The organism is Nocardia brasiliensis ATCC 700358 (assembly GCF_000250675.2).
GTDB classification, from domain to species: domain Bacteria; phylum Actinomycetota; class Actinomycetes; order Mycobacteriales; family Mycobacteriaceae; genus Nocardia; species Nocardia brasiliensis_B.
In genome coordinates this window covers 3,476,370-3,502,527 of sequence record NC_018681.1, presented here as the reverse complement: position 1 = coordinate 3,502,527, position 26,158 = coordinate 3,476,370, and the positions used below count along the sequence as shown (strand labels likewise).

The 26,158-nt window shown below is 67.9% G+C and carries 22 protein-coding genes and 1 pseudogene; 13 read left to right on the top strand and 10 right to left on the bottom strand.

Annotation, left to right across the window (positions count from 1 at the left end; genetic code table 11):
• Positions 1 to 78 precede the first annotated feature (78 nt).
• Positions 79 to 852: a cyclase family protein gene (locus tag O3I_RS15850; protein ID WP_014983947.1), complete on the top strand. Its 774-nt coding sequence runs from the start codon at positions 79 to 81 to the stop codon at positions 850 to 852.
• 81 nt (positions 853 to 933) lie between these two features.
• On the top strand, positions 934 to 2,415 hold the full coding sequence (locus O3I_RS15845; protein ID WP_014983946.1) for a phospholipase D-like domain-containing protein: 1,482 nt from the start codon (positions 934 to 936) through the stop codon (positions 2,413 to 2,415).
• A 3-nt stretch (positions 2,416 to 2,418) separates the two neighbouring features.
• On the opposite strand, the gene O3I_RS15840 is transcribed toward O3I_RS15845, so the two are convergent.
• Together O3I_RS15840 and O3I_RS15835 are read right to left on the bottom strand one after the other, a co-directional pair.
• A complete protein-coding gene (locus O3I_RS15840; RefSeq protein WP_014983945.1) occupies positions 2,419 to 3,501 on the bottom strand; it encodes a sensor histidine kinase in 1,083 nt (360 codons plus the stop codon).
• 10 nt (positions 3,502 to 3,511) lie between these two features.
• On the bottom strand, positions 3,512 to 4,195 hold the full coding sequence (locus O3I_RS15835; protein WP_014983944.1) for a response regulator transcription factor: 684 nt from the start codon (positions 4,193 to 4,195) through the stop codon (positions 3,512 to 3,514).
• Between the two features lie 89 nt (positions 4,196 to 4,284).
• Here O3I_RS15835 and O3I_RS15830 point away from each other — a divergent pair, with 89 nt between their 5' ends.
• A complete protein-coding gene (locus O3I_RS15830; protein WP_014983943.1) occupies positions 4,285 to 4,884 on the top strand; it encodes a M15 family metallopeptidase in 600 nt (199 codons plus the stop codon).
• A gap of 67 nt (positions 4,885 to 4,951) precedes the next feature.
• On the opposite strand, the gene O3I_RS15825 is transcribed toward O3I_RS15830, so the two are convergent.
• Entirely contained in the window at positions 4,952 to 5,398 is a 447-nt protein-coding gene (locus tag O3I_RS15825; RefSeq protein ID WP_014983942.1) for a MarR family winged helix-turn-helix transcriptional regulator, read from the bottom strand.
• Positions 5,399 to 5,468: 70 nt separating this feature from the next.
• On the opposite strand from O3I_RS15825, the gene O3I_RS15820 reads away from it, so the two are divergent.
• Both O3I_RS15820 and O3I_RS15815 read left to right on the top strand, forming a co-directional pair.
• A complete protein-coding gene (locus tag O3I_RS15820; protein ID WP_014983941.1) occupies positions 5,469 to 5,843 on the top strand; it encodes a cupin domain-containing protein in 375 nt (124 codons plus the stop codon).
• A 32-nt stretch (positions 5,844 to 5,875) separates the two neighbouring features.
• Positions 5,876 to 6,250, top strand: a complete 375-nt coding sequence (locus O3I_RS15815) for a cupin domain-containing protein (RefSeq protein ID WP_014983940.1) — start codon at positions 5,876 to 5,878, stop codon at positions 6,248 to 6,250.
• Positions 6,251 to 6,283: 33 nt separating this feature from the next.
• On the opposite strand, the gene O3I_RS42660 is transcribed toward O3I_RS15815, so the two are convergent.
• Positions 6,284 to 6,979: a helix-turn-helix domain-containing protein gene (locus O3I_RS42660; RefSeq protein ID WP_167829143.1), complete on the bottom strand. Its 696-nt coding sequence runs from the start codon at positions 6,977 to 6,979 to the stop codon at positions 6,284 to 6,286.
• Between the two features lie 741 nt (positions 6,980 to 7,720).
• Here O3I_RS42660 and O3I_RS15805 point away from each other — a divergent pair.
• The 4 genes from O3I_RS15805 to O3I_RS15790 all read left to right on the top strand — a co-directional run bounded on the left by O3I_RS15805 (position 7,721) and on the right by O3I_RS15790 (position 18,407).
• Positions 7,721 to 16,411 (top strand): hybrid non-ribosomal peptide synthetase/type I polyketide synthase, encoded by an 8,691-nt coding sequence (locus tag O3I_RS15805; RefSeq protein WP_014983938.1) that lies wholly within the window; start codon positions 7,721 to 7,723, stop codon positions 16,409 to 16,411.
• Positions 16,408 to 17,160 carry a class I SAM-dependent methyltransferase gene (locus O3I_RS15800; RefSeq protein ID WP_014983937.1) on the top strand — a complete coding sequence of 251 codons (753 nt, stop codon included), beginning with the start codon at positions 16,408 to 16,410 and terminating at the stop codon, positions 17,158 to 17,160. The genes O3I_RS15805 and O3I_RS15800 overlap by 4 nt, the downstream gene beginning before the upstream one ends.
• Before the next feature lie 143 nt (positions 17,161 to 17,303).
• Entirely contained in the window at positions 17,304 to 18,056 is a 753-nt protein-coding gene (locus O3I_RS15795; RefSeq protein ID WP_014983936.1) for an SDR family oxidoreductase, read from the top strand.
• A 27-nt stretch (positions 18,057 to 18,083) separates the two neighbouring features.
• Positions 18,084 to 18,407 carry a nuclear transport factor 2 family protein gene (locus O3I_RS15790; RefSeq protein WP_014983935.1) on the top strand — a complete coding sequence of 108 codons (324 nt, stop codon included), beginning with the start codon at positions 18,084 to 18,086 and terminating at the stop codon, positions 18,405 to 18,407.
• A 45-nt stretch (positions 18,408 to 18,452) separates the two neighbouring features.
• Here the strand turns inward: O3I_RS15790 and O3I_RS15785 are convergent, their stop codons facing one another.
• Complete coding sequence (locus tag O3I_RS15785) at positions 18,453 to 19,364, bottom strand: LysR substrate-binding domain-containing protein (protein WP_014983934.1); 912 nt, start codon at positions 19,362 to 19,364, stop codon at positions 18,453 to 18,455.
• A 104-nt stretch (positions 19,365 to 19,468) separates the two neighbouring features.
• On the opposite strand from O3I_RS15785, the gene O3I_RS15780 reads away from it, so the two are divergent.
• The 3 genes and pseudogenes from O3I_RS15780 to O3I_RS15770 all read left to right on the top strand — a co-directional run bounded on the left by O3I_RS15780 (position 19,469) and on the right by O3I_RS15770 (position 21,868).
• On the top strand, positions 19,469 to 19,786 hold the full coding sequence (locus tag O3I_RS15780) for a DoxX family protein (protein WP_051066627.1): 318 nt from the start codon (positions 19,469 to 19,471) through the stop codon (positions 19,784 to 19,786).
• Between the two features lie 72 nt (positions 19,787 to 19,858).
• A complete protein-coding gene (locus O3I_RS15775; RefSeq protein ID WP_014983932.1) occupies positions 19,859 to 20,434 on the top strand; it encodes a TetR/AcrR family transcriptional regulator in 576 nt (191 codons plus the stop codon).
• Positions 20,431 to 21,868: pseudogene (locus O3I_RS15770) on the top strand (FAD-dependent monooxygenase). Before O3I_RS15775 ends, O3I_RS15770 begins: the two are co-directional and overlap by 4 nt.
• 13 nt (positions 21,869 to 21,881) lie before the next feature.
• Here the strand turns inward: O3I_RS15770 and O3I_RS15765 are convergent.
• The 3 genes from O3I_RS15765 to O3I_RS15755 all read right to left on the bottom strand — a co-directional run bounded on the left by O3I_RS15765 (position 21,882) and on the right by O3I_RS15755 (position 23,781).
• A complete protein-coding gene (locus O3I_RS15765; RefSeq protein ID WP_041563870.1) occupies positions 21,882 to 22,691 on the bottom strand; it encodes a SigB/SigF/SigG family RNA polymerase sigma factor in 810 nt (269 codons plus the stop codon).
• Positions 22,692 to 22,870: 179 nt separating this feature from the next.
• Positions 22,871 to 23,140: a glutaredoxin family protein gene (locus O3I_RS15760; protein ID WP_014983929.1), complete on the bottom strand. Its 270-nt coding sequence runs from the start codon at positions 23,138 to 23,140 to the stop codon at positions 22,871 to 22,873.
• A 17-nt stretch (positions 23,141 to 23,157) separates the two neighbouring features.
• Positions 23,158 to 23,781 carry a maleylpyruvate isomerase family mycothiol-dependent enzyme gene (locus O3I_RS15755; protein ID WP_014983928.1) on the bottom strand — a complete coding sequence of 208 codons (624 nt, stop codon included), beginning with the start codon at positions 23,779 to 23,781 and terminating at the stop codon, positions 23,158 to 23,160.
• Between the two features lie 192 nt (positions 23,782 to 23,973).
• Between O3I_RS15755 and O3I_RS15750 the strand changes: the two genes are divergently transcribed.
• Positions 23,974 to 24,693, top strand: a complete 720-nt coding sequence (locus O3I_RS15750; RefSeq protein ID WP_014983927.1) for a TetR/AcrR family transcriptional regulator — start codon at positions 23,974 to 23,976, stop codon at positions 24,691 to 24,693.
• A gap of 7 nt (positions 24,694 to 24,700) precedes the next feature.
• On the opposite strand, the gene O3I_RS15745 is transcribed toward O3I_RS15750, so the two are convergent.
• A complete protein-coding gene (locus O3I_RS15745; protein ID WP_014983926.1) occupies positions 24,701 to 25,240 on the bottom strand; it encodes a hypothetical protein in 540 nt (179 codons plus the stop codon).
• Between the two features lie 127 nt (positions 25,241 to 25,367).
• A complete protein-coding gene (locus O3I_RS15740) occupies positions 25,368 to 26,042 on the bottom strand; it encodes a TetR/AcrR family transcriptional regulator (protein WP_014983925.1) in 675 nt (224 codons plus the stop codon).
• Positions 26,043 to 26,158 lie beyond the last annotated feature (116 nt).

Genomic DNA, 26,158 nt, shown 5'->3' with positions numbered 1-26,158 from the left:
TCCGCCGATACTCCCGGCTGCTCTTCCCGGACTGGCGGCAGAATGTGAACTGGGGGCGGTTCTAGACGAGGAGGGCTCGTGCGCCGACTGGTGGACATCTCTGTGCCGTTGCAGGCGGGTATCGCCTCGGACCCGCCCGGGCATCTGCCCGAGATCGACTATTACACCCATGCGGATACGGCCGCGGACATGCTCGGCTTCTTTCCCGGAGCGACCCGGGCCGACCTGCCCGACGGCGAGGGCTGGGCCATCGAACGGGTCCGCATCAGCACCCACAACGGCACGCATCTCGATGCGCCGTACCACTATTCGGCCACCATGGACGGCGGCGCACGCGCCATCACCATCGACGAGGTGCCGCTGGACTGGTGTCTGCAACCCGCGGTGAAACTGGACTTCCGGCACTTCGCGGACGGCTACGTCGTGACCGCCGACGATGTCGCCGCCGAATTGCGCCGCATCGGCCACCGGTTGCGCCCGCTCGACATCGTCGTCGTCAACACCTCCGCCGGAACCCGCTACGGCAGTGCCGATTACGTCTCTTCGGGCTGCGGGATGGGCCGCGACGCCACCCTCTATCTGCTGAACCAGGGCGTGCGGCTCACCGGCACCGACGCCTGGAGCTGGGACGCCCCGTTCGTGCACACCGCCGCCCGTTACGCCCGCGACCACGACCCCGCCGTCATCTGGGAGGGCCACCGTGCCGGCCGCACCATCGGCTACTGCCACCTGGAGAAGTTGCACAACCTGGAATCCCTGCCGCCCAACGGCTTCCAGATCTCCTGCTTCCCGGTGAAGATCCACGCCGCCTCCGCAGGCTGGACCCGAGCCGTAGCCATCTTCGACGACTGACGGCGGCGGGAGCTTCCGCTGAGCCGTCGCGCAGTAATGTGAAACGTCCATCTTGCACGGCCGGACGGAGACCGATTACCCATGGGCGACGAGCGTCGAATCCTCATCCCCGGCGAAACCTGCTGGCAGATCGCGCAGGCCGACCGGCTGGCGTGCATCGTCGACGCGGCCGACTATTTCCGGCACGCCAAGTCCGCGATGTTGCAGGCCCGCGAGCGCATCGTGCTGATCGGCTGGGACTTCGATACCCGGATCAAGTTCGAGCCGCGGGATCAGACCCTCGAGGGACCGAACCGGCTGGGCAAGTTCCTGTCCTGGCTGCCGAAACAGCGACCGGATCTCGATATCTATCTCTTGAAATGGAATGTCGGCGCGTTCGCGGCGATCGGGCGCGGTATGACGCCGATCTTCGTCGTCAACTGGCTGACCGATCGCCGACTGCATCTGGAAATGGACGGCGCCCATCCGATCGGCTCGGCCCATCATCAGAAGATCGTGGTGATCGATGACGCGCTCGCGTTCTGCGGCGGCATCGATATGACCGTCGACCGCTGGGACACCAGCGACCATCAAGACGACAACCACTATCGCACCGAGCCGAACGGCCACCGCTACGGACCGTGGCACGACGCGACCACCGCGGTCGACGGCGAGGCGGCGAAGGCGATCGGCGAACTGGCCCGCGCCCGCTGGAAGTCGGCGACCGGAGAGCAACTGGCCCCCGTCGACGAGATCGCCGGGGAGACACCGTGGCCGGACGGACTCGAGCCGACCATGCGTTCGGTGGCGGTGGGCGTCGCGCGGACGCTCCCCGAACTCGCCGACCGCGCCGAGGTGCGGGAAATCGAGGCGTTGTATCTGGCGGCGATCGCGGGCGCCACCCGCTCGTTGTACATCGAAAGCCAGTACCTGGCCTCGCGCACGCTGGCCGAGGCGATCGCCGCGCGGCTGCGCGAGCCGGGCGGTCCGGAGATCGTGCTGGTGTTGCCGCGGCACGCGGACGGCTGGCTCGAACAGCAGACGATGGACGGGGCGCGCCGCCGCCTGCTGCACCTGCTGTGGCAGGCCGACACCGAACACCGATTGGGCGTCTACTACCCGGTGACCGCGGCCGGTGCGCCGATCTACGTGCACGCCAAGGTGCTCGTGATGGACGACCGGCTGCTGCGCGTGGGCTCGTCGAACCTCAACAACCGGTCGATGGGCTTCGATACCGAATGCGATCTGGCGGTCGAGGTCACCCCCGACACCGCGGACGGCCCGGCGCTGCGGGAAACCATTCTCGGGATCCGGCGCCAGCTGATCTGCGAACATCTCGACGCCGAGCCCGCGAAGTTCGATGCGACCCTCGCCGAGACCTCGTCTTTGCTGCACACCGTCGAGACGCTACGCAGTTCGGGCCGCACCCTGGTGCGGTTCGAACCGGAAACCGTTGCGAACGAAGACAGTCCGCTGGCAGAGAATGAACTGATGGATCCCGAGCGCACCCCGCCGAGCCTGTGGGACGCCCCGGTGCTCAGCCGCAGCCTCCGCAGATTGAAGGCGGGCGCGGTGCGCTGGTAGGCCCTAGACGCCGCGGTGCCCGTCGGGGCCGGTGGCGGGCAGCCGCACCAGCACGATCAGCCCGCCGTCGAGACGTGGTGTGAGGGTGAGGGTTCCGTGGTGGGCCTGGGTGATGCTGTTGACGATGGCCAGGCCGAGGCCGACACCGGAGTGGTGCGTGCGCACGCGTTGGGTGCCGCGTTGAAACGGCTCGGTCAGCGTGGAAACCATGTGCGGACTGAGCTTTTCACCGGTGTTCTCGACGGCGAGCACCATCGCGCCGGGCTGCGCGAACGTGGTGATCCACGCGACGCCGTGTTCGGGCAGGTTGTGCACGATGGCGTTGTGCACGAGGTTCGTCGTCAGCTGCAGCAGCAGGGCGTGCGATCCGAGGACGGGGGTCACCTCGCCCGAGGTCTCGAGGGTGACGCCGTGCCGTTCGGCAAGGGCGAGCAGCGTTTCGGTGGCTTCCTCGGCGAGCAGCGACAGATCGACGTGTTCGCGCGTGAACGACCGTCGGTCGGCGCGGCTGAGCAGCAGCAGGGCTTCGGTGAGGTCGATGGCTCGCGCGTTCACGGTGTGCAGGCGATCGACCAGTTCGCCGGTGTCACGGCCCCGATCGGTGCGGGCGACGTCGAGCAGCGTCTGCGTGATCGCGAGCGGGGTGCGTAGCTCGTGCGAGGCGTTCGCGGCGAACCGCTGCTGTTCGGCGACGTGCGCTTCCAGCCGGGCGAGCATCGTGTCGAAAGCGTCGGCGAGTTCCCGGAATTCGTCCTGGCGGCCCGGCAGCCGGATCCGGTGCGACAGCGACGCGTCGGCGGCCAGCCGCACGGCATCGGTGATCCGGGTCAAGGGGGCGAGCATCCGTCCGGCGAGCAGCCAGCCGCCCGCGAGACCGAACACCAGCAGGAAGCCGAGCACGGCGACCACGAACGGCGCGAAAGCACGGACGAGGACCGACCGGTTGATCCAGAAGCTGCCGTCGGTGTCGATCCAGCCCGCGGGCATGAAATACAAGTAGAAGATCAGCAGGGCCGTGAGCAGCAGAACGCCGGTGAGCATGAGGAAACCGGCGTAGCTGAGGGTGAGTTTGAGACGAACGCTCAAACCCGGCGCCCTAGCCACGCTCCCCGCCCTCCGCGCCCGGGCCGATGCGATAACCGACACCGGGCACCGTCGCGATGAGCCACGGCTCGCCGAGGCGTTTACGCAGCGCCGAGACCGTGATGCGGACGGCGTTGGTGAACGGGTCGGCGTTCTCGTCCCAGGCTCGTTCCAGCAGTTCCTCAGCGCTGACGACCCCGCCGTCGGCGCCGACCAAGACCTCGAGCACCGCGAACTGTTTCCTGGTCAGCGCGACATAGCGGCCGTCACGGTAGACCTCCCGCCGGAACGGATCCAGCCGCAGCCCCGCGATCTCCCGCACCGGCGGTCGGCTGTGCGCGCGGCGCCGATCCAAGGCGCGCAGCCGCAGCACGAGTTCCTGGAGCGCGAACGGTTTGGTCAGGTAGTCGTCGGCGCCGAGCCCGAATCCGCTCGCCTTGTCGTCGAGCCGATCCGCGGCGGTGAGCATCAGGATCGGCATACCGCTGCCCGAGGCGACGATGCGTTTCGCGATCTCATCCCCCGAGGGCCCCGGGATGTCCCGGTCGAGCACGGCTATGTCGTAGGCGTTGATGCTCAGCAACTCCAGCGCGGTATCACCGTCGCCGGCGATATCGGCGGCGATCGCTTCCAGGCGCAGGCCGTCGCGGATGGCTTCGGCCAAATAGGGTTCGTCCTCGACGATCAATACACGCATAGACTCTCGATTCTGCCAACCGGGACATATCGCGGGCATATCGAAAACCACATACGCGACGGCAACACCGGGCTGCTTTCACTGAAAGCATGAAACACCATCGATCAACCCGGCGGACCCGATCGCGGGTTCTCGTCGCGCTCCTGCTCGTCGGCACGCCCATCGCGGGCGTCGCCGTCTATCACTCGCTGGCACCCTTGACCTTCTCGGCCGCCCGGTCGCTCGGCGACCACTACGGTCCGCACCGGTCGGCCCCGTCGCCCGGCGCGACGGTCTTCGACGACCAAGCGCCGTCCGTCGCCAACCTCGACCCCGATCTGCTCGATGCCCTGCGCCGGGCCGCCCGCGACGCCGCGGCGGACGGCATCGAGTTCGTCGTCAACAGCGGCTGGCGTTCGGCGCAGGACCAGCAGCAGCTCCTCCGTGAAGCCGTCTCGAAATACGGTTCGGCGCAGGAAGCCGCCCGATGGGTGGCCACCCCCGACACGTCCGCGCACGTCTCGGGCGACGCGGTGGACATCGGGCCCACCGACAGCGCGGCGTGGCTGGCCCGGCACGGCGCCGCCTACGGTCTGTGCCAGATCTACGACAACGAACCCTGGCATTACGAACTGCGCCCCGAAGCCGTCGAATACGGTTGTCCGGCAACATATGCCGACCCCACCGAGGACCCGCGGATGCAGCGCTGATCGGCCCGGCGCACTATCCGCCGCGTCGCCCTGGCGCCGCTGAAGGCCCGGCGTGCCGCGAGCCCGCTCAGAGGGGGCGGAAAGTCCGGTCGGTGTCGGAGTCCGGGGCGTCGGTGATGATCTCGGTGAGTACGGCCCGGACCGTGCCGATGTGTTCCGCGCCGACCCGCGCGGCCAGTCGGCGCTCGTAGTCGGCGTGGAACTCGCGCACCTTGTGCAGGATGTCGCGGCCGCGGGCGGACAGGTGCAGGGTTTTGGCGCGTTTGTCCACGGGGTCCGGGCGGCGCTCGACGTACCCGTGCCGGACCATCTCGTCGACCAGCTTTGCCGCGCCCTGTGCGGTGATACCCAGCTGCGCGGCCAATTGGCTTGCGGTGAGCGGGCTTTCGGCCAGGGCGCGGAGCACGTAACCGTAGGAGGCGCCGGTCAGGTGGTAGCCGAACGTGGCGAGATGGGCGTGTAACTCCCGCACGAACCCCTGATAGGCCTGTCCGAGCATGATCCCGAAATCCATCCTTGACGCTCCCGCGGTCGATATGTTCAACTCTAGTTGAACACTTTAGTTGAAGATCCGGAGCTACACCATGCCAGTCATCGAGTCCGCCGACGCACCCATCTTCGAAGCCCCGTTCATGACCGCCGTCGGCCTGGCCGCGCCGAGCCGGGGATCCACCGAAAACAGCGTGTGGCGCTTCATCATGCACCCGGGCAATCCCGGTCACGCCCATGCGGTGTCGCGCGAAGAGATCTTCGTCGCCCTGTCCGGACAGGCCAGCGTCACGATCGACGGCGAGACGCGCGAATTCCACGCGGGCGACACGTTGATCGTTCCGCCGCACACCGTATTCAGCGTCTCGGTCCCCGGCGACGAGCCGTTCGAGGCCGTCGCGATCCTGCCCGTCGGCGCGTACGCCCAAGCACCCGGCGGCGCTCCGATCAGCCCGCCATGGGCCCAATAGTCCACCCCTGCACAAGATTTCACAGGAGCAACATGCCTTTCATCACCGCCGCCGAAGCCCCGCGCTTCGAGAACGAGCACGCGAGCTTCATCGGCCTGGCCGCACCCAGCCGCGGCGCCACCGAGAACTGCGCCTGGCGGCTCACCCTCAAACCGGGCGTGGCCGCCCCGCCGCACGCCCTCGACCGCGAGGAAATCTTCGTCGCCGTGTCCGGTTCGATGAACGTCACCATCGACGGTGAAACGCACAGCGTCGCAGCCGGAGACGCCCTCATCGTGCCCGCACATCAGCAGTTCGCCATGGCCAACCCGCACGCCGAACCGTTCGAAGCCGTCGTCGTGCTGCCGGTCGGCGGGCAGGGACTCATCCCCGGGCAGCCGCCGATCACCGCCCCCTGGGCGCGCTGACCCACAGTGCCGCAAGCATTTCTGTACCAATACTTACGAATGCAGTGTCTGACGCGGGCTGCGGCCGTAAGAGGTGCGGTACTCGCCCGCGAATCGCCCGGGGTTGGTGAAGCCCCAGCGAGCCGCGATCACCGCCACTGTCATCCCGGCGGTCGGGTCGGCGCGCACGAGATCCTCGTGCGCGCCGGCGAGCCGCGCACTCCGGAGGTACTCGGTGGGAGTGGTGTCGAGGTGGTGCCGGAAAGCCGCCTGCAACGCACGGGTGCCGATCCGGGCCGCCGCGGCGATGTCGGCGAGACCGATCGGATCGACGAGATGGGTGTCGATGAACGCCGTGGCACGCCGCACCACCGCGGGTGCCGCGAGCTCGTCCAGATGGCGCAATCGATTCTCGGTCGGGTTGGGAAAGGTTGCCAGCAGTGCGATCACGAGATTCCGGGCCGCCTCGTGCATGCAGAGGGCATTGGTTGCCGCAGCCGCGTTGCCGACCACCTCGTAGCTGATGTACCGCACCACCGATGCCCAGTATCGCGCCTGCTGCGCCGAACGCGGTTGCGCGAAGCGCAGATCCGCCGGCGTGAGCGTCACGTCGGCGACTTCGGCGGCGACACGCACCGCCAATTCCCGATCGATGACCACCACGACCGCGCGCAGGTCGTCGAAGCGTGCGGATTGCGTCTGCCGTTGGTCGCACAGCCCGATGCCGCCCGTACCGAATTCCAGTGGCACACCGCCGACCGTGTAGCGACAGCGACCGTAGAGAATGTGAAATGCCGCCAGTCCGTATAGATTCCGGGCGGACAGTTGCAGCCGCCCGGTGTTCACTATTCGATCGATGCGGAATCCCGGGCATGCCGCCGTACGAACCCGAAAATCCAACCGTCCAGAATCATCGCAGGCGCAGGACCCGTCCCCGCCGTAAGCTCGATGGACGAAGTCTTCGGCCTGATCCGCGTCGGTGATGTGGAGCTCACTGAAACACACCAATGAACTGTCTTCGAGATCCATCAGCCCTACCCCAAAGTTTCGCTACAACGGGAAACAGTCGGCCTGGCTACGACACCTACCGGGGAAGTATACGAAAGACGAAGCGATTGCGCGACAGGCGAACCCGAGGTCGTCCGATTGCCCGGGTACTGCGCGAATCGGTAACCGCCGGGCAGCCCGCGCCGAGGGCACTGACGGAATCCCCGACGCTGTACGACGCGCGAAAGCGTTGTCCAACATGCGCATACCGCTGAATACTTCAGTACCCACCGGCATAATTCTCGTCATCCGGTCTCCGGCGAACAACCAGGCGAAGGCTCGAACAGCGGGGCCTATTCGCGGTAACTGTTCGTCAGTATGGAGGAAGATGTGACTGTCGACGAGGGCGCCAGCACTGTCACGATGAGTCAGGCGGCCATTCATTCGGTAGTTCGGCTGTCGGTGGATTCGGTTGCCCGGTAACACTTCGGCCTGGAGTAGACCATGACCGCGACATACTCTCGACTCGCCGAACTCTGGACGGGTCTGCTCGAGCTGCCCGCGATAGACCTCGAGGACGATCTGCTGGCGACCGGGGCCAGCTCACTCGATATCAGCCGGTTCATCTATGCGATCCGGCGGGAATTCGGCACCACCCTGTCGACGCAGACCCTGTACGACGCGTCGACCATTGCCGGACTCGCGCGAGCGTTGAACCGCTCCGATCCGGCCGGCGAACCGCCCTGTGCGGAAGACACTTTCGTTCGGATGCCACGCCCACAACGACTCCCGCTGTCCTCGGGGCAGGCCGCATTGCGCTATATCGAACGATTGAATCCGGCCTCGGCCGCCTACCACATCCCGCTGACGATCCGCGTACCCGCGGTCCTCGACCACACGGCGCTGACGGCCGCGCTCGACGACTGCGTGGCGCGGCACGAGAGCCTGCGCACCCGCTATCCACTCGTCGCCGGAAAGCCGTGCCAGCTCATCGTTCCCGCCGCCGAAGCCCGGATTCCGGTCGACGTGCGCACGGTCGCGGCCGAGCAGTACGACGGCGTCGTGGCGGAACTGACTTCGGCACCGTTCGATCTGGCCGAGCAACTACCGCTGCGTGCGACGCTGCTGCGGACCGGCTCGACGGAATCGATTCTGCTGCTGGTGCTGCACCATATTTCGTTCGACGGCTGGTCGGTGCCGCCGTTCTGCCGCGACCTCGCCGCCGCCTACGCCGCTCGCGCGAACGGGGACACGCCGGAGTTTCCGCCACTGGCCGTCCAATACGCCGATTATGCCGTCTGGCAACAGGATCGGTTCGGCGACACGGCCCAGCCCGCCGCTGCCCGCCGACTCGGATTCTGGACCACGACGCTGAGCGGCCTGCCGGCCGAACCCCCTACCCTCGCCGACCGGCTGCGGCCGTCAACCCCGAACGGACCCGCCGCAACGGTGCGGACGGTCTGGCCGGGCGAACTGCACAAGCACCTGCTCGCGGTGGCGCGAGCGCGCCGCGCGACCTTGTTCATGGTGCTGGCCGCGGGCTTGGCCGCCGCCCTCACTCGGCGCGGCGGCGGCACCGATATCGCGCTGGGTACCGCGGTCGCCGGGCGTACCGACCGGATCCTCGAGGATGTCGTGGGTTTCTTCGTCAATCCCCTGACATTGCGCGTCGACACCTCGGGCGAACCGTCTTTCACCGAATTGCTGGCCCGAGTGCGCGGGGTGACCCTGGCGGCCTTCGACAATCAGGACGTGCCGTTCGAACGGGTCGTCGAAGCGGCTGCTCCAACCCGTACCGCCGGGCGGAATCCGCTGTTCCAGACCGGCTTGGTGTTGCAGGAATTCCCGTGGCCCGAAATACAATTGGCAGGCGTCGCCGCGGAGGTGGCGCTACCACCGACAGGGTGGGCGAAATTCGACCTCTACTTCGAGTTCCGGGAGCAGCGGGACGCAACGGATGCGCCGTGCGGCCTCGCGTGCACGGTCGAATACAGTCGGGAACTCTACGACGAGCAGACCGTGCAGGACCTGCTCGGGGAAATGCACGCGGTGTTGGCGAAAGCATTGGCCGACAGGGACATTCCGGCCGATCGTGCGATACCGCATACCGCGGCGACGGGAAGCGGCCGTCAGCCCGCCGTCGGATCGACGATCGCCGAGCTGGTCGAGCGGCAGGTAGTCGAACACCCCGACTCTGTCGCGGTCCAGGCGCACGACGCCGAACTGACCTACCGCCAACTCGACTGCCGAGCAACATATTTGGCTCGGCAGCTGATCGCCGCAGGGGTAGGCCCGGACGTACTGGTCGGCGTAGCCCTCCCCCGCTCCGCACAGCGGATCGTCGCCGCGCTCGCGGTACTCCGGGCCGGCGGTGCCTATCTCCCACTGGATCTCGACTATCCGAGCGAGCGGCTGGCGCAGATCGTGCGCGATGCCGCACCGATATTGATAGTCGTCGATAACGACGGCGCCGAGCGGTTGTCGCACCTCGTACCGGCGGCGGCGACCTTGAATGCCGAGTCGCACGAGCCGCCCGACGAGCCGTGCGGCGAGCTCTCGGCCGAACACCGATCGCGGCCTGCGCATCTCGCCTGCGTGCTGTACACCTCGGGATCGACAGGCCGCCCCAAAGGGGTGCTGCTCACCCACGCGGGCATCACCTCGTTCGCGCTGGACAGCCGCTTCGCCACCGCCGCGCACCAGCGGATGCTGCTGCACTCTCCGTTCGGGTTCGACCTGTCCACCTACGAGATGTGGGTGCCGCTGCTGCACGGTGGGCAGGTGGTGGTGTTGCCACCGGGCATCGCCGACACTCCGGCCCTGGCCCGCACGATCGAACGCGAGCGGGTCACCGCGCTGTGGCTCACCGCCGCCACGTTCCAGTTGATCGCCGCCGAGGAACCCGGCCGCCTGCGCCATGTCCGGCAGGTGTGGGCCGGTGGCGAGGCGGTTCCACCGGAATCGGTGCGGCAGGTGTTCGCCGCCTGTCCGGAGATCGTCGTGGTCGACGGCTACGGACCGACCGAGGCGAGCACCCTGGTGACCTGTCACGCCTTGGACCGGGCCGACCAACTCGGGGATACCGTCCCGATCGGGACCGCGATGGACGACGTCGGAACAGCCGTGCTGGACGAACGCCTGCGGCCGGTGGCGCCGGGCGCGAACGGCGAACTGTACGCATCGGGTCCCCGTATCGCCCGCGGATACCTGAATCGCCCCGGGCTCACCGCCACCCGGTTCGTCGCCGATCCCACCGGCGCACCGGGAACACGGGCCTACCGCACCGGCGATCTGGTGCGGACGGGTACCGATGGCGTCCTCGAGTACATCGGCCGTGCCGACGGACAGGTGAAGGTGCGCGGACGCCGGATCGAGCTCGGCGAGGTCGAGCACGCCATGAACCGGCACCCCGAGGTCCGGCAGTCGGCCGTCGTGGCCGAGGGCGACTCGCCCCTCGAGCGGCGACTCGTCGGCTACGTCACCACCGGCGGTGAACTCACTACTGCGACACTGCGTGCCTACCTGGCGGAACACCTGCCCCGGCACATGCTGCCGGATCGGCTGATCCGGCTCGAACGACTGCCGCTCACGCCACACGCCAAGATCGACCGCGCGGCCCTGCGCGCCGCGGCCGGCCTGCCACCCCGGCCGGCGACCATCGCGACGCTTTTCGAAAGCCGCGGGGCACAGCACTCCACCGGCACCGCACTGAGCATCTCCGGCGAACGCGAGATCACCTACGCGGCATTGAATCAGGAGGCCAATCGCCTTGCCCGCCTACTGGTTTCCCGTGGCGCCGGTCCCGAGCGCGTGGTGGCACTGTTCCTGCCGCGGGGACGCACGCTGATCACCGCGATCCTGGCCGTCGCGAAATCCGGTGCGGCCTTCCTGCCGCTCGACCTGGACTCGCCGCCGGAACGAATCCGGTTCGTGCTCGAGGACATTCGACCGACGCTGGTCCTGCGCTTGGACGAGGGGCCGGGAGTCGAATGCGGCGCGGAGGAGATCGTGCTCGACCGAACCGGGGGCGAGGACCGGTGGCCGGGCCACGATCTCACCGACGACGAGCGGTGCGCCGCCATCGCTCTGGACCAAACCGCGTATGTGCTCTACACCTCTGGATCCACCGGGACCCCCAAGGGCGTCCTGATCACCCACGGCGGGATCGCCGGGCTGGTTCGCACCGCCGAAACGCAGTTCCGGGCCGACGAATCCAGCCGAGTGCTGCAATTCTCCTCCCCCGGTTTCGATATCGGGATCATGGAGCTGTGTACGTCACTGCTCTGCGGCGGCACACTCGTGGTCGCACCCGCCGGACAGCTCCGACTCGGCGCGCCCTTGATCGAACTCTGTGCACGACAACGCGTTACGCATTTGATGCTGGCGCCCACCGCATTGTCGGCCCTGCCCGTCGACTCGTTGCCCTCGGTTCGAGTGCTGGCCGTCGGCGCGGAGGCCGTGCCGCAGGCTCTCGCGGCTCAGTGGTCGCCCGGCAGAACCATGCTCAACGGTTACGGGCCCACCGAGGCGACGGTGTGCGTGACGCTGAGCAAACCGCTCGACGGCAGCGTGGCACCGCCGATCGGCCGTCCACTGCCCGGGGTCAGCTGCCACATCCTGGACGACAGCCTGCGCCCTGTGCCGCGTGGCGAAGTCGGTGAGTTGTACCTCTCCGGTCCCGGCGTGGCCCGGGGATACGTCGCGCGCCCCGCGACCACGGCCGGGCGTTTCGTCGCGAACCCGTTCGAGCCGGCCGGTGCGCGGATGTACCGAACCGGTGATCTGGTTCGCGCACAAGACGACGGCGAGCTCGCGTACATCGGCCGCGCGGACGAGCAGATCAAACTCAACGGAGTCCGGATCGAACTCGGCGAGATCGAGGCAGCGCTCGGCACCCATCCCGCGGTGCACGCCTGCGCCGTGACGGTCCGCGAGGACCGTCCCGGTATCCGCTATCTGGCCGCCTATTTCGTCGCCGCGCTCGAAACTCCGCCTACGCCTGCGCAATTGCGCGAGCATCTGCGGCCGGTGCTCCCGGCGACCATGATTCCCTCGCGCTACGTCACGGTCACCGAGCTGCCATGCACGCTGAACGGCAAGATCGATCGCACAGCGTTGCCGGAACCACAGTCGGATCGATCGACCGGTCCCGTCGACGATTCGAACGGGTTGTCCGCCGAGATACACCGCATGTGGTGCGAGGTGCTCGGCCGGGACTCGGTGGGACTCGACGAGCCGTTCTTCGAAGCCGGTGGCACTTCGCTGCTCTTGGCGCAGCTGCAACAGCGTCTGTCGGATCTCCTCGACACCGAGATCGACATCGCGGACCTGTTCCAGTACCCCACGATTCGCGCCTTCGCCGCGCAGCACGATCGGATACCGGTGCGGGAACATACTTCTCGCGCCCATCGGGAGACCACCGAGCAACGAATCGCCGTGGTCGGTATGGCCGCCCGGGTGCCGGGCGCAGCCGACATCGACCAGTTCTGGACGATGCTGACCGAGTGCACGGAGGGAATCGTGCACGGCGCGGCCGGCACCGACGGCTTCGTCGCCGCGACCGGTGTGCCACCGGGTGCTCGCGCCTTCGACGCCGCGTTCTTCGGCTATCCACCGGCCGACGCGCAACGGCTGGACACACAGCAGCGGCTGTTCCTCCGGCTCGCCTGGGAGGCACTGGAATACGCCGGTTACGATCCGCGGGCACTGGACCGGCCGGTCGGCGTATTCGCCGGTGCGGGCCTGCCGTACGACTGGCTACGCGCCAATGATTGGCGCGGCCAACCCGATCCGGCCGCGCTGCAACGCATCGGACTGGGTAATCCGCTGCAATTCTTGAGCGCCCACACCGCCTACCGGCTCGGACTGCGCGGGCCGGTGGTGACGGTCAACACCGCGTGCTCCACCTCGCTGGTGGCCGTGCACCTGGCCTGCGAAAGCCTGGTCGCGGGAAAATGCGCGATGGCGCTGGCCGGCGGGGTGAGCCTGCGGCCCGACGGTGAAACCGGCTATGCCTATCAGGAGGGCGGAATTCTGGCCCCGGACGGCCGATGCCGGCCCTTCGACGCCGACGCCCAGGGCACCATCTCCACCGGCGGCGCCGGCATCGTCGTGCTGAAGCGGCTCGCGGACGCCCGTGCCGACGGCGATACCATCCACGCCGTCATCCGAGGTTCCGCCATGAACAACGACGGCGACCGCAAGGTCGGCTTCACCGCACCCAGTGTCGACGGCCAGGCCGAATTGCTCGACGCCGTCTATCGGATCGCGGACGTCGATCCCGCCACGATCGGCTATATCCAAGCCCATGGCACCGCCACGGCCCTCGGTGACGTCGTCGAGGTGCGCGCGCTCGCCCGAGTCCTCGGCCGGTCCGGCGGACAGGCGCGACGCTGCGCGCTGGGTTCGGTGAAAAGCAATATCGGGCACACCGATTCGGCCGCCGGGGTGATCGGGCTGATCGCGGCGATACTGGCTGTCCGGCACGGTCGTATCCCCGGCGTGGTGCACTTCCGCCAGCCGAACCCGAAGCTGCAACTGGACCGGACACCGTTCTACGTCAATGCCCGGACGGTCCCCTGGGAGACCGCCGACGGAGCGCCCAGACGCGCCGGAGTCACTGCCATCGGACTCGGCGGCACGAACGCACACGTCATCGTGGAGCAGGCGGCCGCACCGGGCACTCACTCAGAACCCGAACGCCCGCAAGTGCTTACGATCTCCGCCAGGGACGCGGCAGCGCTGCGGCAAGCATCGGTGCGTCTTGCCGACCAACTGCGCGACGTGGCCGGGCCGACACTGGCAGACACCGCTTTCACCCTCCAGAGCGGCAGGCACGCATTCGACCATCGACGCGCCGTCACCTGCCGCACCGTTGCCGACGCGATCGAAAGGCTGGGGAAGAACCACACCGTCGCGCCGACCGGCGAAAAGCCGAAGGTGGCCTTCCTGTTTCCCGGCGGTGGCTCCCAGTTCCCCGCCATGGGCCGGACCCTCTACGCGGAAGAACCTGTCTACCGTGCCGCGTTCGACGAATGCTCCGAACTGTTCCGCAAGCGGCTCGGGTGCGATCTGCACGCGTTGCTCTTCCATGCCGAAACAGGCGATCACACAGCCACTTTGCTACGCCGGCCCTCGCTCAACTTCGCGGCCGTCGTCACCACCGAGGTGGCCGCCGCGGCGCTGCTGACCTCCTACGGCATCACTCCCGCGGCACTGATCGGTCACAGCCTGGGCGAATTCACCGCCGCTCACTTCGCGGGCGTCCTGACGCTCCCGGACGTCGTCGACCTGGTCGCCGCCCGCGGTCTGCTGTGCGACAAGCTGCCGCCTACGGCCGTCGTCTCGGTCTCGCTCGGCGAGGACGAGGTGCGGCCGATGCTCGACCCCGCGCTGTCGGTCGCGACCGTGAACAGTATCCGGCACTGTGCGATATCCGGACCTGTCGACAAACTCGCGGAGTTGCGGGAAACACTGCACCGCAACGGTGTTCAGGTCAGGTCTGTGCCCATCGACATGGGCGCGCACTCCGCCGCCACCGATCTCATCGCCGGCGAGTTCGCCCGCGAATGCGCGCGCTATCGGCACGGCGCACCGGTCATCCCGCTGATCTGCGGACTGAGCGGCGACTGGACGCCCACGGACGAGCCGTTCGCCCCTGACTACTGGGTCCGGCATCTGCGCGAGACCATCCGATTCGCCGACGGGCTCGACACTGTGCTGACCGATCCCGAGATGATCGCGATCCAGGTCGGCCCTGGGCAGGCCCTCGCCCAGCTCACGCAAATGCATCCGCGCTGCAGCGCGGACCGCGTGGTGCTGCCGACCATGGTGGCCGAACAGGCCGAAACCGACACGACCGCTGAGCTGCTCGCACGACTGTGGGAGCGCGGCGTCGACATCGACTGGGACGCAGTGCGACACGGTGCACGCCGCCGGCGCGTACCCCTGCCCACCTATCCTTTCGCACCGGACGCCGACCCCGTGCCAGTGGTGACGGAACCTGTTGCCGCGCCGAAGGAATCCGGCCCCGAACGCTTCGAACAGGTGCTGGCCGAGCTGTGGCGCGAGTTGATCGGAGTTCGCGAGGTTCACGCAACGGACGATTTCTTCCGGGCAGGCGGGGACTCACACCTGGCCGTGGTATTCCGCAGTCGTATCAAAGAGGCGCTGGGCGTGCAGATTTCGGCACACGCCTTCTTGCAGTACCGGACCTTCGGCGCGCTGTTGGATCATCTGCGCCCGGCACCGGCCCCCGCGACGGCGGCTGCGCCGGTGCTGATCACGCTTCAGCGCGGCAGTCCGGACCGGGTCCCGCTCTATTTGATCCAGGCCATCGGCGGCACCGTGTACTCGTACCGGGACCTGGTCGACTGCCTCGGCGCGGACCGGCCGGTGCACGCGTTCCGCGCCTACGGCATCGAGCCCGGCGAACCGGTCCCCGCGACCATCGCCGAGGCGGCGGCCCGCAACGTCCGGGCGCTGCTCGCGGTGCACGCGGGCGGCCCGATCGTGCTCGGCGGGCATTCCTCCGGCGGGGTGCTCGCGCACGAGATGGCTCGGCAACTACTCGACCTCGGTCAGCCCGTCCGGCTGGTCGTGCTCCTCGACACCACGACGTTCACCGACGCGCGTAAATACAACCTGCGCAACGCCGAGGACGTGCTGGCGGCGTTCGAGTCTTTCCGCGACACCGCCCCCGACGCCTGGCGCGCCTTCACGACGGCGATGAACAACGACGCCGACATCCGGGCCGTCATCGTCGCGACCAATACCGCGATCCGCGAGCACGAGGCGGCCACCGTCGCGACCGACCTGCTGTACCTGCGCGCGGCGCAGACCAACGAGGTGTTCGACCCGCACCCGGAAACCGAATGGCGGCAGCTGTTCTCGGGCCGGACCACCGTGCGCACCGTCCCGGGGAACCATTTCACGGTGCTGGATCGGCCACATGTCACCGCGGTGGCACAGGAGCTGCGCCGCGCCTTCGCCGTCTTCGAAACCGATTCGGCGGGAGAATCTTCCACCGCACCCGCCGACCTGTACGCCCTCACCCCGTCCGGGATCCGGGTAGGCGGGCTCACCCTGGCACAGACGATCGAGTTGATCAAAGCGACCGGCGGCCTGCCCGAGGACCCGGCACGCGACCACCGCAGGCACTCCAGCGAACACAGCGAAGACCGAGGCATGCCATGAACGATCCAGCGACCGGCGATCGATTCGCCACCTACGGCGCGACTTACGCGGAATCCGAAGAACTCCCGTTGCGCAAACATCTGGAAGCGCCGAGCTTCCTGTCCGCGCTCGGCGACCTGGCCGGACTCACGGTTCTCGACGCGGGCTGCGGCAGCGGTTTCTACGCCCGCACCTTCGCCCGCTCGGGCGCGGCGCGGGTGATCGGACTGGACATGTCCGAAGGCATGCTGGCCGTCGCCGAGGAGCGCGAGCGGATCGACGCCTACGGCATCACCTACGTCCTCGGCGATCTCTCCGACGCCGTGCGGCTCGGCCCGGTGGACGTCGTCACCGCCGTCTACGTGCTGCCGTACGCGACCTCGCCGGCACATCTGGGAGCGATGTGCCGTGGTGCCGCCGACGCGCTGCGGCCGGGCGGACGCTTCGTCACCTTCGCCGTGAACCCGGATTTCGCCGCCGATCCGGCCTGGTACGCACCGTATGGTTTCGCGTTGCGCTGCGCGCACACCGGAGCGGAGGGCGAACCGGCCACGCTCGTTTCGGGCATGTTCGATCCCCCGCTCGAGGTCGAATTGCGCCGCTGGTCGAAACAGGCGCACGACACCGCTTTGCGGGCCGCGGGTTTCGCCGGCATCACGTGGTCGCCGCCGCGGCCGTCGGCCGCGGGACTCGCCGAATTCGGCGCCGCGTTCTGGGAGCCGTACACCCGAATCCCGCACGCGCTCATCATCACCGCCCACCGGCCGTGAGCTGCCTTCGTCCGAATCCATTTCTCCGACGCCGCACAAATGGTTCTTGTGGACCCACCAATAATGACTGTTTTCCCCGTGCGCCTATTCGCCATAGCGTTACTGGAGGCTACTGACGAGTACACACAGATCGGAGTTCGAAGGTGGTACAGAGTTTGCAGGGCAAGTCCGCTGTGGTCGCGGCAGGCGCGAAGAATCTGGGTGGGCTGATCAGCCGCACGCTGGGCGAGCGTGGCGTCGACGTGGTCGTGCACTACAACAGCGACAGCACCGAGCCGGACGCCGACAAGACGGTCGCCGCGATCGAAGCCGCGGGTGCGAAGGCCGTGAAGTTCCAGGCGGACCTTACGGTTCCGGCCAACGTGGAGCGGCTTTTCGCGGTCGCTGTCGACACCTTCGGCGGCGTCGATATCGCGGTGAACACGGTCGGAAAGGTGCTGCGGAAACCGATCGTCGAGACGACCGAGGCGGAGTACGACTCGATGTTCGCGATCAACGCGAAATCGGCCTATTTCTTCCTCAAGGAGGCGGGCAAGCGTCTCAACGACAACGGTCGCATCGTCACCGTGGTCACCTCGTTGCTCGCGGCGTTCACCGACGGTTACTCGACCTATGCGGGCGGCAAAGCGCCGGTCGAGCACTTCACCCGGGCGGCGGCGAAGGAATTCGCGCCGCGCCTGATCTCGGTGAACACCGTGGCGCCCGGCCCGATGGACACCCCGTTCTTCTACGGTCAGGAAACGCCGGAGCGGGTGGAGTTCCACAAGTCGCAGGCGCTCGGTAATAGCCTGACCAAGATCGAGGACATCGCCCCGCTGGTGGAATTCCTGGTCGGCGACGGCCGGTGGATCACCGGACAGACCATTCTCGCCAACGGCGGATACACCACCCGCTGAGGCGCGACCGAGGGAAAGAGGACAACGGTGCCGGACACAATCTCGCAGCCGGTCGCGCAGTTGCTCGACGCGACCAACGCCGGAAACATCGACGCGTTTCTGGCCGGCTTCACCGCGGACGGGGTCGTCGACGACTGGGGACGGGAATTCCGTGGCCCCACGGCGATCCGGCAGTGGAGCGACAACGAGTTCCTCGGCAAGCAGGTGACCCTCGAGGTCACCGAGAGCAAGACCGACGGCGCGGACACCACGGTGATCGCGCAGGTCGGCGGCAACGGATTCAACGGACCGAGCACGTTCGTGTTCACCACGGCCGACGACAAGGTCTCCCGGATGACCATTCGCGCCTGAACCAGGCCGCCCCGACGACCGACCGGCTGCCCGACGGGTGGCCGGTCAGTCGTTTTCGGACCGCGCGCTGAACAGCAGGTCCCGCACGTCGGAGGTGGTGTGCGGCAACCACAACGCCTGGGTTGCCGCCACCGGACCCTCGTTCAGTTCGATCACCTGCACGCGGCCCCCGAGTGCGGGCCCGGCGGGGGCGGTGACGATGGCGACGTGCTCGGTGTCGACCACCGCGGTCACCGGTGGCGTGCCCTGGATGTGGTTGACCACGAACCGCGGCTCGAAACCGGCTCGGCGGCAGGTGCTGAGGATGAAGTCGGTGTAGTACGACGCACCCGGCGGCGCCCAGATGACGATCTGCTCGTCCTGGAGGTCGTGCACCGTGACAGCGGCACGGCCGGCCAGCCGGTGTGTCCGGGCGACCGCCACGCGGACCTGGTGGTACGCGATCACCGCGGCCGCCAGATCGGGTGGGCTCACTACCGCACGCCGCAATGCGACGTCGATCGTCCCCTGGTGCAGGGCCTGGGCGAGCGCGTCTGGGTACATCTGGCGGACGGTGACCGAGACGTCCGGGCGACCGGTCCGCACGGGTGCCAGCAGGTCGTACACCTCTTCGGCGGTGATCGCCGGTGTGTGCGCGACCACGAAGGTCGGCGGCGCGGCGATGCCCGCCTCGTGGGTACGGCGATACAGCGCGTCCGACGCGGCCAGCAGCGCCCGCGCCCCGTCGCGCAGCACCCGGCCCGCCTCGGTGAGCACCAGTTGCCTGCCGCTTCGATCGAACAGCTCGACCCGCAGTTGCTTCTCCAGCTGGCGCACCGAGCTGCTCAACGCCTGCTGGGTGATGTGCAGCTCCGCCGCCGCCGAAGTGAAACCGGCCAGCTCCGCGACCGCGAGGAACTGATGCAGCCGATGCAGATCCAGCAATCTACCGCTGGAGCCCAACTCGACCGGAACCATGCGGTCCATCGTAAAGCCGCGCTCTGACGGCGCTTCGGCGGATGAATGCTGGAAGTTCGCGGTCGGTACCGTCGAAGCATGGAACTCGGACGTTTCGGCGATGCATGGCTGTTGGTGACCCGTCGGTGCCGTTGCCGAGCCTGGCCGCGCCCGCCACGGCCTGGGCCGAACTGATTCTCGGGATGCTCTTGATCGCCGGGTTGCTGACCCGGGTGGCCGCCGCCGGTCTGGCCCTGACGATGGTCGGCGCGCTCTGGTTCTCGGTGGCGCCCGCGATCGCCGCGACAGCGACGACGACCTTCGGCTTTCTCGGCAACTTCTTCTACGCCTCGGAGTGGCTGTTGATCCTGGCCCTGGCGGCGATCGCGCTGGCCGGGGCCGGTCGGCTCAGCGCGGACGCCGCACTGGGCCGTCGCCGGTAAAAGACCAGTGCGCGTTCAGGGCGGACGATAATTCCCTTGAAGTGTACGAAACGGTATCGTACGCTTCGCGCCATGATCAGAGGTCAGCAACGAGTCGATGCGATCCTGGCGGCCACGCTGGATCTCGTCGCCGAACAGGGCTACCCCGCCCTGACCATGGACGCGGTGGCGGCGCGAGCCAACGCCAGCAAGGCCACCATCTACCGCCGCTGGCGCAACAAGGCCGAACTGGTCAAGGCGGCATTGGACGCCTACGACGCGGACCACAACGCTGCCATCCCCGACACCGGCACGTTACGCGGTGATCTGCTCGCGGTCCTGGAAGCGTTGTGCACCAAGGCTTCCGAGCGCTACACGACGATGATCGGCGGGTTGGTCGCCGCCATGCGGTTCGACGCGGACCTCGCCGCCGCGCTGCGCGCGCACATCGACGACGAGGAACTCTCCCCCTTCCACGACGCACTGCGGCGCGCGATGGACCGTGGCGACCTGCCCGCGGACACCGATGTCGACCTGATCCACGACGTCGCCGAGGCGATGATGTTGCGCCAGACCCAGCTCGGTACCGGGTTCGACGACGCGTTCATCACCCACCTCGTCGACGATGTCCTACTCGTTCTACTCCGGCACGAAGGAGCAACTCGGTGACGGTAGTGATCGTCGGGGCCGGCCCGACCGGACTCACCCCTGGCCTGTGATCTCGCGCGGCGTCAGGTGCCGTTCCGCCTCCTGGACAAGGCGCCGGGCGTGTTTCCCGGCTCGCGCGCGAAGGGATTGCAGCAGCGCACACTCGAAGTTTGCGCCGACCTCGACGTGCTCGACGCCGTCTTCGCCGGTGGCGCGCCCTTCCCCGAGTTCCGGCTGTACCGGGGACAGGAGGTGCTGTGGGAACGGTCCATCGCCGACATGCTCGGCACACCGAAGCTTTCGGCCTCGGCCACCGTGCCGTTCCCGGATCCCTGGCTGATTCCGCAGTGGCGGACCGAGGAGATCCTGCACCGCCGCTTGGTCGAACTGGGCGGGCAGGTCGAGTGGAACTCCGAAGTCGTCGCTGTCGACCAGCACGCCGACCGCGTCATCGCGCACACGACGAGCGGCCCGATCGAGGCCGCCTACCTGGTGGGCACCGACGGCGGGCACAGCACCGTCCGCAAGGCGATCGGCGTCGAGTTCATCGGCGACGCCGTCGAATCCGAACGCACCCTGATCGGCGACATCCGGGTGCGCGGTCTCGACGGGCACTACTGCCATATCCTCACCGGCGGCGGCGATGTGGGCCAACGGTTTTCGCTGTGGAACCTACCCGGCAGCGACTACTACCAGTTCGTCGTGTCGCTATCGGCCGAGCAGACTCCGGAGCTGACATTGGAGGCGGTACAGCGGCTGTGCGCGCAACGCTGCGGCCGCACCGATCTCGAGCTGTTCGATCTGCGCTGGATCTCGTTGTACCGCTTGAACGTCCGCATGGTCGATCGATACCGGGTCGGGCGGGTGCTCCTCGCGGGCGACGCGGCGCATGTCCATTCCTCGGCCGGCGGCCAGGGACTCAACACCGGGATCCAGGACGCGTACAACCTCGGCTGGAAGCTCGCGGCCGCCGTCGACGGAACCGACCCCGGGCTCCTGGAAACCTATGCGGCCGAGCGGATGCCGGTCGCCGCGAACGTCCTGGGCTTGAGTTCGCTGCTGCATCAGCAGGACTTCCGCGGCGGCACCGCACCCGCGATCCATCAGCTCGATATCTCCTACCGCGACGGCCCGCTCGCCCTCGACGACCGCGCCGACCCGGGCGCGCTCCGCGCCGGAGACCGGGCACCGGACGGCCGACTACCTTCCGGCACCACCCTTTTCGACGCCTTCCGGGGACCGCACCACACCCTGCTCGCGTTCGACGCGCCCACCCCGGACCTCGGCTTGCCCACGTTCACCCTGTCCCCGTGCGAAGGCTACGACGTCACTCCCGGCACCTACGTCCTCGTCCGCCCCGACGGCTACATCGGCGCGATCACCGAATCCACGGCGGTCCTCGCGCGATACCTGCGTGCTCGCGACCAATCGGCCGAGCACGACCTCGGCGGGTGAGGTCCCGCCGCGGTCAGTCGGCCAAGGCTTCGGTGCGCAGCGCGTGCAGTGTGCGCGACAGGATTCGGGAGATCTGCATCTGGGAGACCCCGCACTGCTCACCGATCTGCGCCTGGGTGAGCCCTTCGAAGAAGCGCATGTGCAGGATGCGGCGCTCCGCCTCGGGCAAGGCCGCCAGCAGCGGCGCGACGGCGAGGGCGTTCTCGGTGAGTTCGTAGTTTCCGTCTTCGTCACCGAGGTTCTCGGCGAAAGCCGCAGCGCCCGTATCACTTCCGGCTTCCGCCGCCGGATCCAGCGAATCGGTCCGGTAGCAGTTGGTGGCGATCAGCGCCTGGGTGACCTCGGTCAGATCGAGGTCGAGCTCGATCGCGAGTTCCATCGCCGTCGGCGGGCGGCCGAACCGGTGCGACAGCAACTCCACCGTCGGCCCGATCCGCTGCTGGGTTTCCTTGACCCGGCGCGGCACCCGGACCGCCCAGGTGTGATCACGGAAATGCCGCCGCACCTCGCCCATGATCGTGGGCACCGCGAAGGCGAGGAACGGGCTGCCCCGCGACGGATCGAAACGATCGACCGCCAGGACGACGCCCACGGACGCGATCTGATAGAGGTCGTCGTAGGTCTCGCCCCGGCCGCTGAAGCGGCGCGCGATGTGATCGGCCAGCGGCAGGCAGCGGCGCACAATCGTCGCCCGCAGCGCCGAATAGCCGGGATCGTCACGATCCAGGTCCGACAATTCGAGCAGTGCCGGTTCGATGTCGTCGTAACTGTCCGCGCCGTGCCGTCGGTCGGCGGTCTTTCGTACTGCCGAGAAAGCAGCCATCACGTAGACCTCGCTTCGGTTCGTCGCACGGAACCGCAACGACACCGTGGACTCGATGTCGAGGCGTCCGCGATGCGCCGTACGTCAATCCTGCTCGACACGAAGCGCGGCGTCAGTGCGCTGAACGAAGCGGGCGAGCCCCGGCGGTCCACAAAACGAAGCGCCCGCGGCGCTACGGCTCAGACCGCGTGCCCGGTAGCTTCGGACAAGGCGACGAGCACCTGCTGAAAATCCGGCGCGACCAGCACCCGTTCGCCGATCCGCACGGTGGGCACCGTGCGGTTCCCGTCCGCCACCGACAAGACGTAAGCCGCTGCCGCGGTGTCGCTTTCGACATCTATCTCGGTGAAGACGACGCCGGCTCCACGTAGTTGACGTTTGAGTCGCCAGCAGTACGGGCACCAGGCGGTCGTGTAGACCAGCACATCGGGTTGCGCAGAGTTCGGCATCGGATACACCTCCGTCGTCAGCGCAGCCGCGCGCGCAATGTATCGACCCCGGGACCGCGCAGGTCCGCCAGTGCGACGGGACGGCCCGCGATGGCCATGAAGATGGCTTCGCCCGGGCCGGTCACCGACGGCCCGGTACCGTGTTCCCAGTCGACATCCGTTGCGGCGAAACGCAATCCCCGCATGCGCGGGCCCGGCCGCAGGAACGGGTCGGGATGGCGTAGCAGAGTGAGCAGGCGATCGGCCGGTATGGTGCGCGGGCGCGCCAGCGGGCGGCGAATGTCCTGGTGATGAATCATCAAGTCCGCCAGCACATTTCTCGGCAGGACCCGGGCGCCCAGGCCCTGACCGTGGATCGATTCGAACGCGGCCAGCAGTTCCCCGGTCGTCTTGGATGCGCCGCGACGGATGTAGAGCTCGTTCAGCCGGTCCATCGACCCGCCGGTGCGGACGATCTCGAAGACGTACCGCAGCGGCGGGGTCGCCTCGTAGAGCACATGGGCCACGACATCACGAACCCGCCACCCGGCGCAGAGGCTCTCGGTTTCCCACTCCTGCGGCGTGAGGGTACGCAGCAGCTCGGCGACGTCCCGATACTCCTGCGCCAGCATCGTCCTGGCGCTGGTCTGCACTGCGGTCATGGCAGCTCCTGATCACGGAAGATCGGCTTCCGCCCATAATGTAATCGCCGATCACTTTGTTACTATAATTCACAGACGGCACGTCGCTGTCAATGGCGAATCGGCGTAGACACTGTTCACAGTGTGATCATCTTGTACGGGCAACGCTAGACTGCTCCGCAGCAGCCGCGAGACCCTCGGAAAGGACCACCGATGCCCACCACCCCCGCAGCCACGCCGGGCCGGGCCACGAGGCGGACCGAACGCCGCGCCGAGACCATCGCCGAGATCAAATCCCTTGCCCGCCAGCAGCTCGAGACCGAAGGCACCGGCGGACTGTCGCTGCGCGGAATCGCGCGGGCGATGCGCATGTCCCCCGCGGCGATCTTCCGCTACTTCGACAACCAGTCGGCACTGATCACCGCGCTGTGCGTGGACGCGTACGACAGCATGGCCGATGCCATCGTCGCCGCGCAGCAGGAAGCCGGCACCGACCCGGCGACGCAGTGGCGCGCCTGCTGCGACGCCGCCCGGCAATGGTCGCTGCGCAACCGGGCCGACTTCGCCCTGATCAACGGCACGCCGATCCCCGGCCACCAGGCCCTGCCCGAGGAAACCGGACCCGCTGCCGGCCGGACCGTCATCGCCTTGGGCGCCGCCTACCTGTCCGCGGTCGGCTCCGGCGCCGCCGACCCCGAACGAACCGCGGTGCCCCCCTTGGCGATCGGCCCGCTCATGAACGCCCTACTGGACGGCGAAACGCTGCCCGCCACTCCCCTACCCGGCATCGTGGCCAACGCCTGGGCCTCGATCCTCGGCTTCATCTCCGCCGAAATCTTCGGCAGCCTCACCGATCTCATCCCCGATACCGACGCCCTGTGGGACAGCCACGTCACCACTGTCATGCGCGGCATGGGCTTTCAGCAACCCTGACAGCGACCTATTGAACGAGGGTTGCCGGGACCGGGGCAGGGGCGGGGCCGCCGCCGGGGAAGGGTTCGGTGGTGGAGCAGGAGAGGGTGACGGCGGTGTATTCGTTGCCCACGCCGAGCAGCACGTCGAGCAGATAGCCGTCGGCTGGGCGGACCTGTGTTTCGGTGGCGCCGTTGGGGTATGGGGGTTTGCGGACGAGTTCCCAGCCGAACGATTCCCACGCGGCTTCGGTGCCGCCGTAGACCGCCGACGAGCTGTCGCCCAGCAACCGGTACCCCAGCGAATAGTGCTCGGCGCGAGGCAGGAAGGCGCTGCCCGTGCCCGTCGGCAGGACATGTCCGGGCGGCAGCGAGCTGTCGGGTGCCGCCTCCAGGTAGGTGCCTTCGGGCATGGCCCGGATGGTCTGCAGCAGGTAATCGAGGCAGGTGTCCCGCGCCTGCTGCGCATTGACGGGTGCCGCGTGCGCGGGTGCCGCGTGCGCGGGTGCGGCGAAAGCCAGGATCGCGAGCAGCGCGCCCGGCACCGCTCTCGTGACGATTCTCTTCATGGGGCTCACATCCTAAAATTCAGATTACCAAATGTTGCTGATCGGTAGCCTAGCACTCGATCGGACGAATCGGATCGGATTTCGAAGGAAACGGAGCAGCCGCCGGACGCGCAGCACCCGGACGAGGTCAGCGCGCGTCGGGCAACTCCGCATGCAGGTTCAGCTCGATACCGAGCCCGCGGAGCCGATGATCGATCAGCAGCCACGCTTCGGTGGCGAGTTGCTCGATCAGCTCGTTCCTGCTCATGCCGCGATGCACCAGCCACCAGCGCACCGAGGCGTCGATGAGACCTAGCAGAGCGACGACCAGACGGTCGGCCGCCAGTGCATCTGCGCCGAACTCCGGCATGTAACGTGTTGCGGCAGCGGAGATCTCGGCGGCGAACGCACTGCCGCCGACCCGCGGCTCGTCACTGCCGTGCCGGTAGTTGCGTTCCAGCAGGAACCGGTACAGGTTCGGGTGTTCATCGGCCCAGCTGACGTGCTCGGCGATCGGCGCCCGGATGATCGCGTACGGCGAGCCCTCGATCTCGAGCGCCGCCCGGATCTGCCGCTTCAGATCGTCGTACGCGCGGCGGGCCACGGCCAGATCCAGCTCTTCTTTGCTGGCGAAATGCCGGTAGACGTGACTGCGCGCCAAACCGGCCCGATCCGCGATCTGGCCGGTCAACGCGTCGGGCCCGTGCTCTTCAATGGCCGCGATGGCCGCGTCCACGATGACCCGCCGCCGCTCGTCCCGGCCCGGCGCGCGGCTGGTCGAGCGCCGAGCCTCGGCGGTGTCGGTCCAGCGTCGTTCTGCCACGAGGTCTCACGGTATCGGAATGCGCGCAGCTCGACGCGCAGGAACTCTTGCCCGCACGGCGTAGGTGGTACACACTGTACCCCGCCGGGTACATGCTGTACCCGCGAATGTTGGTT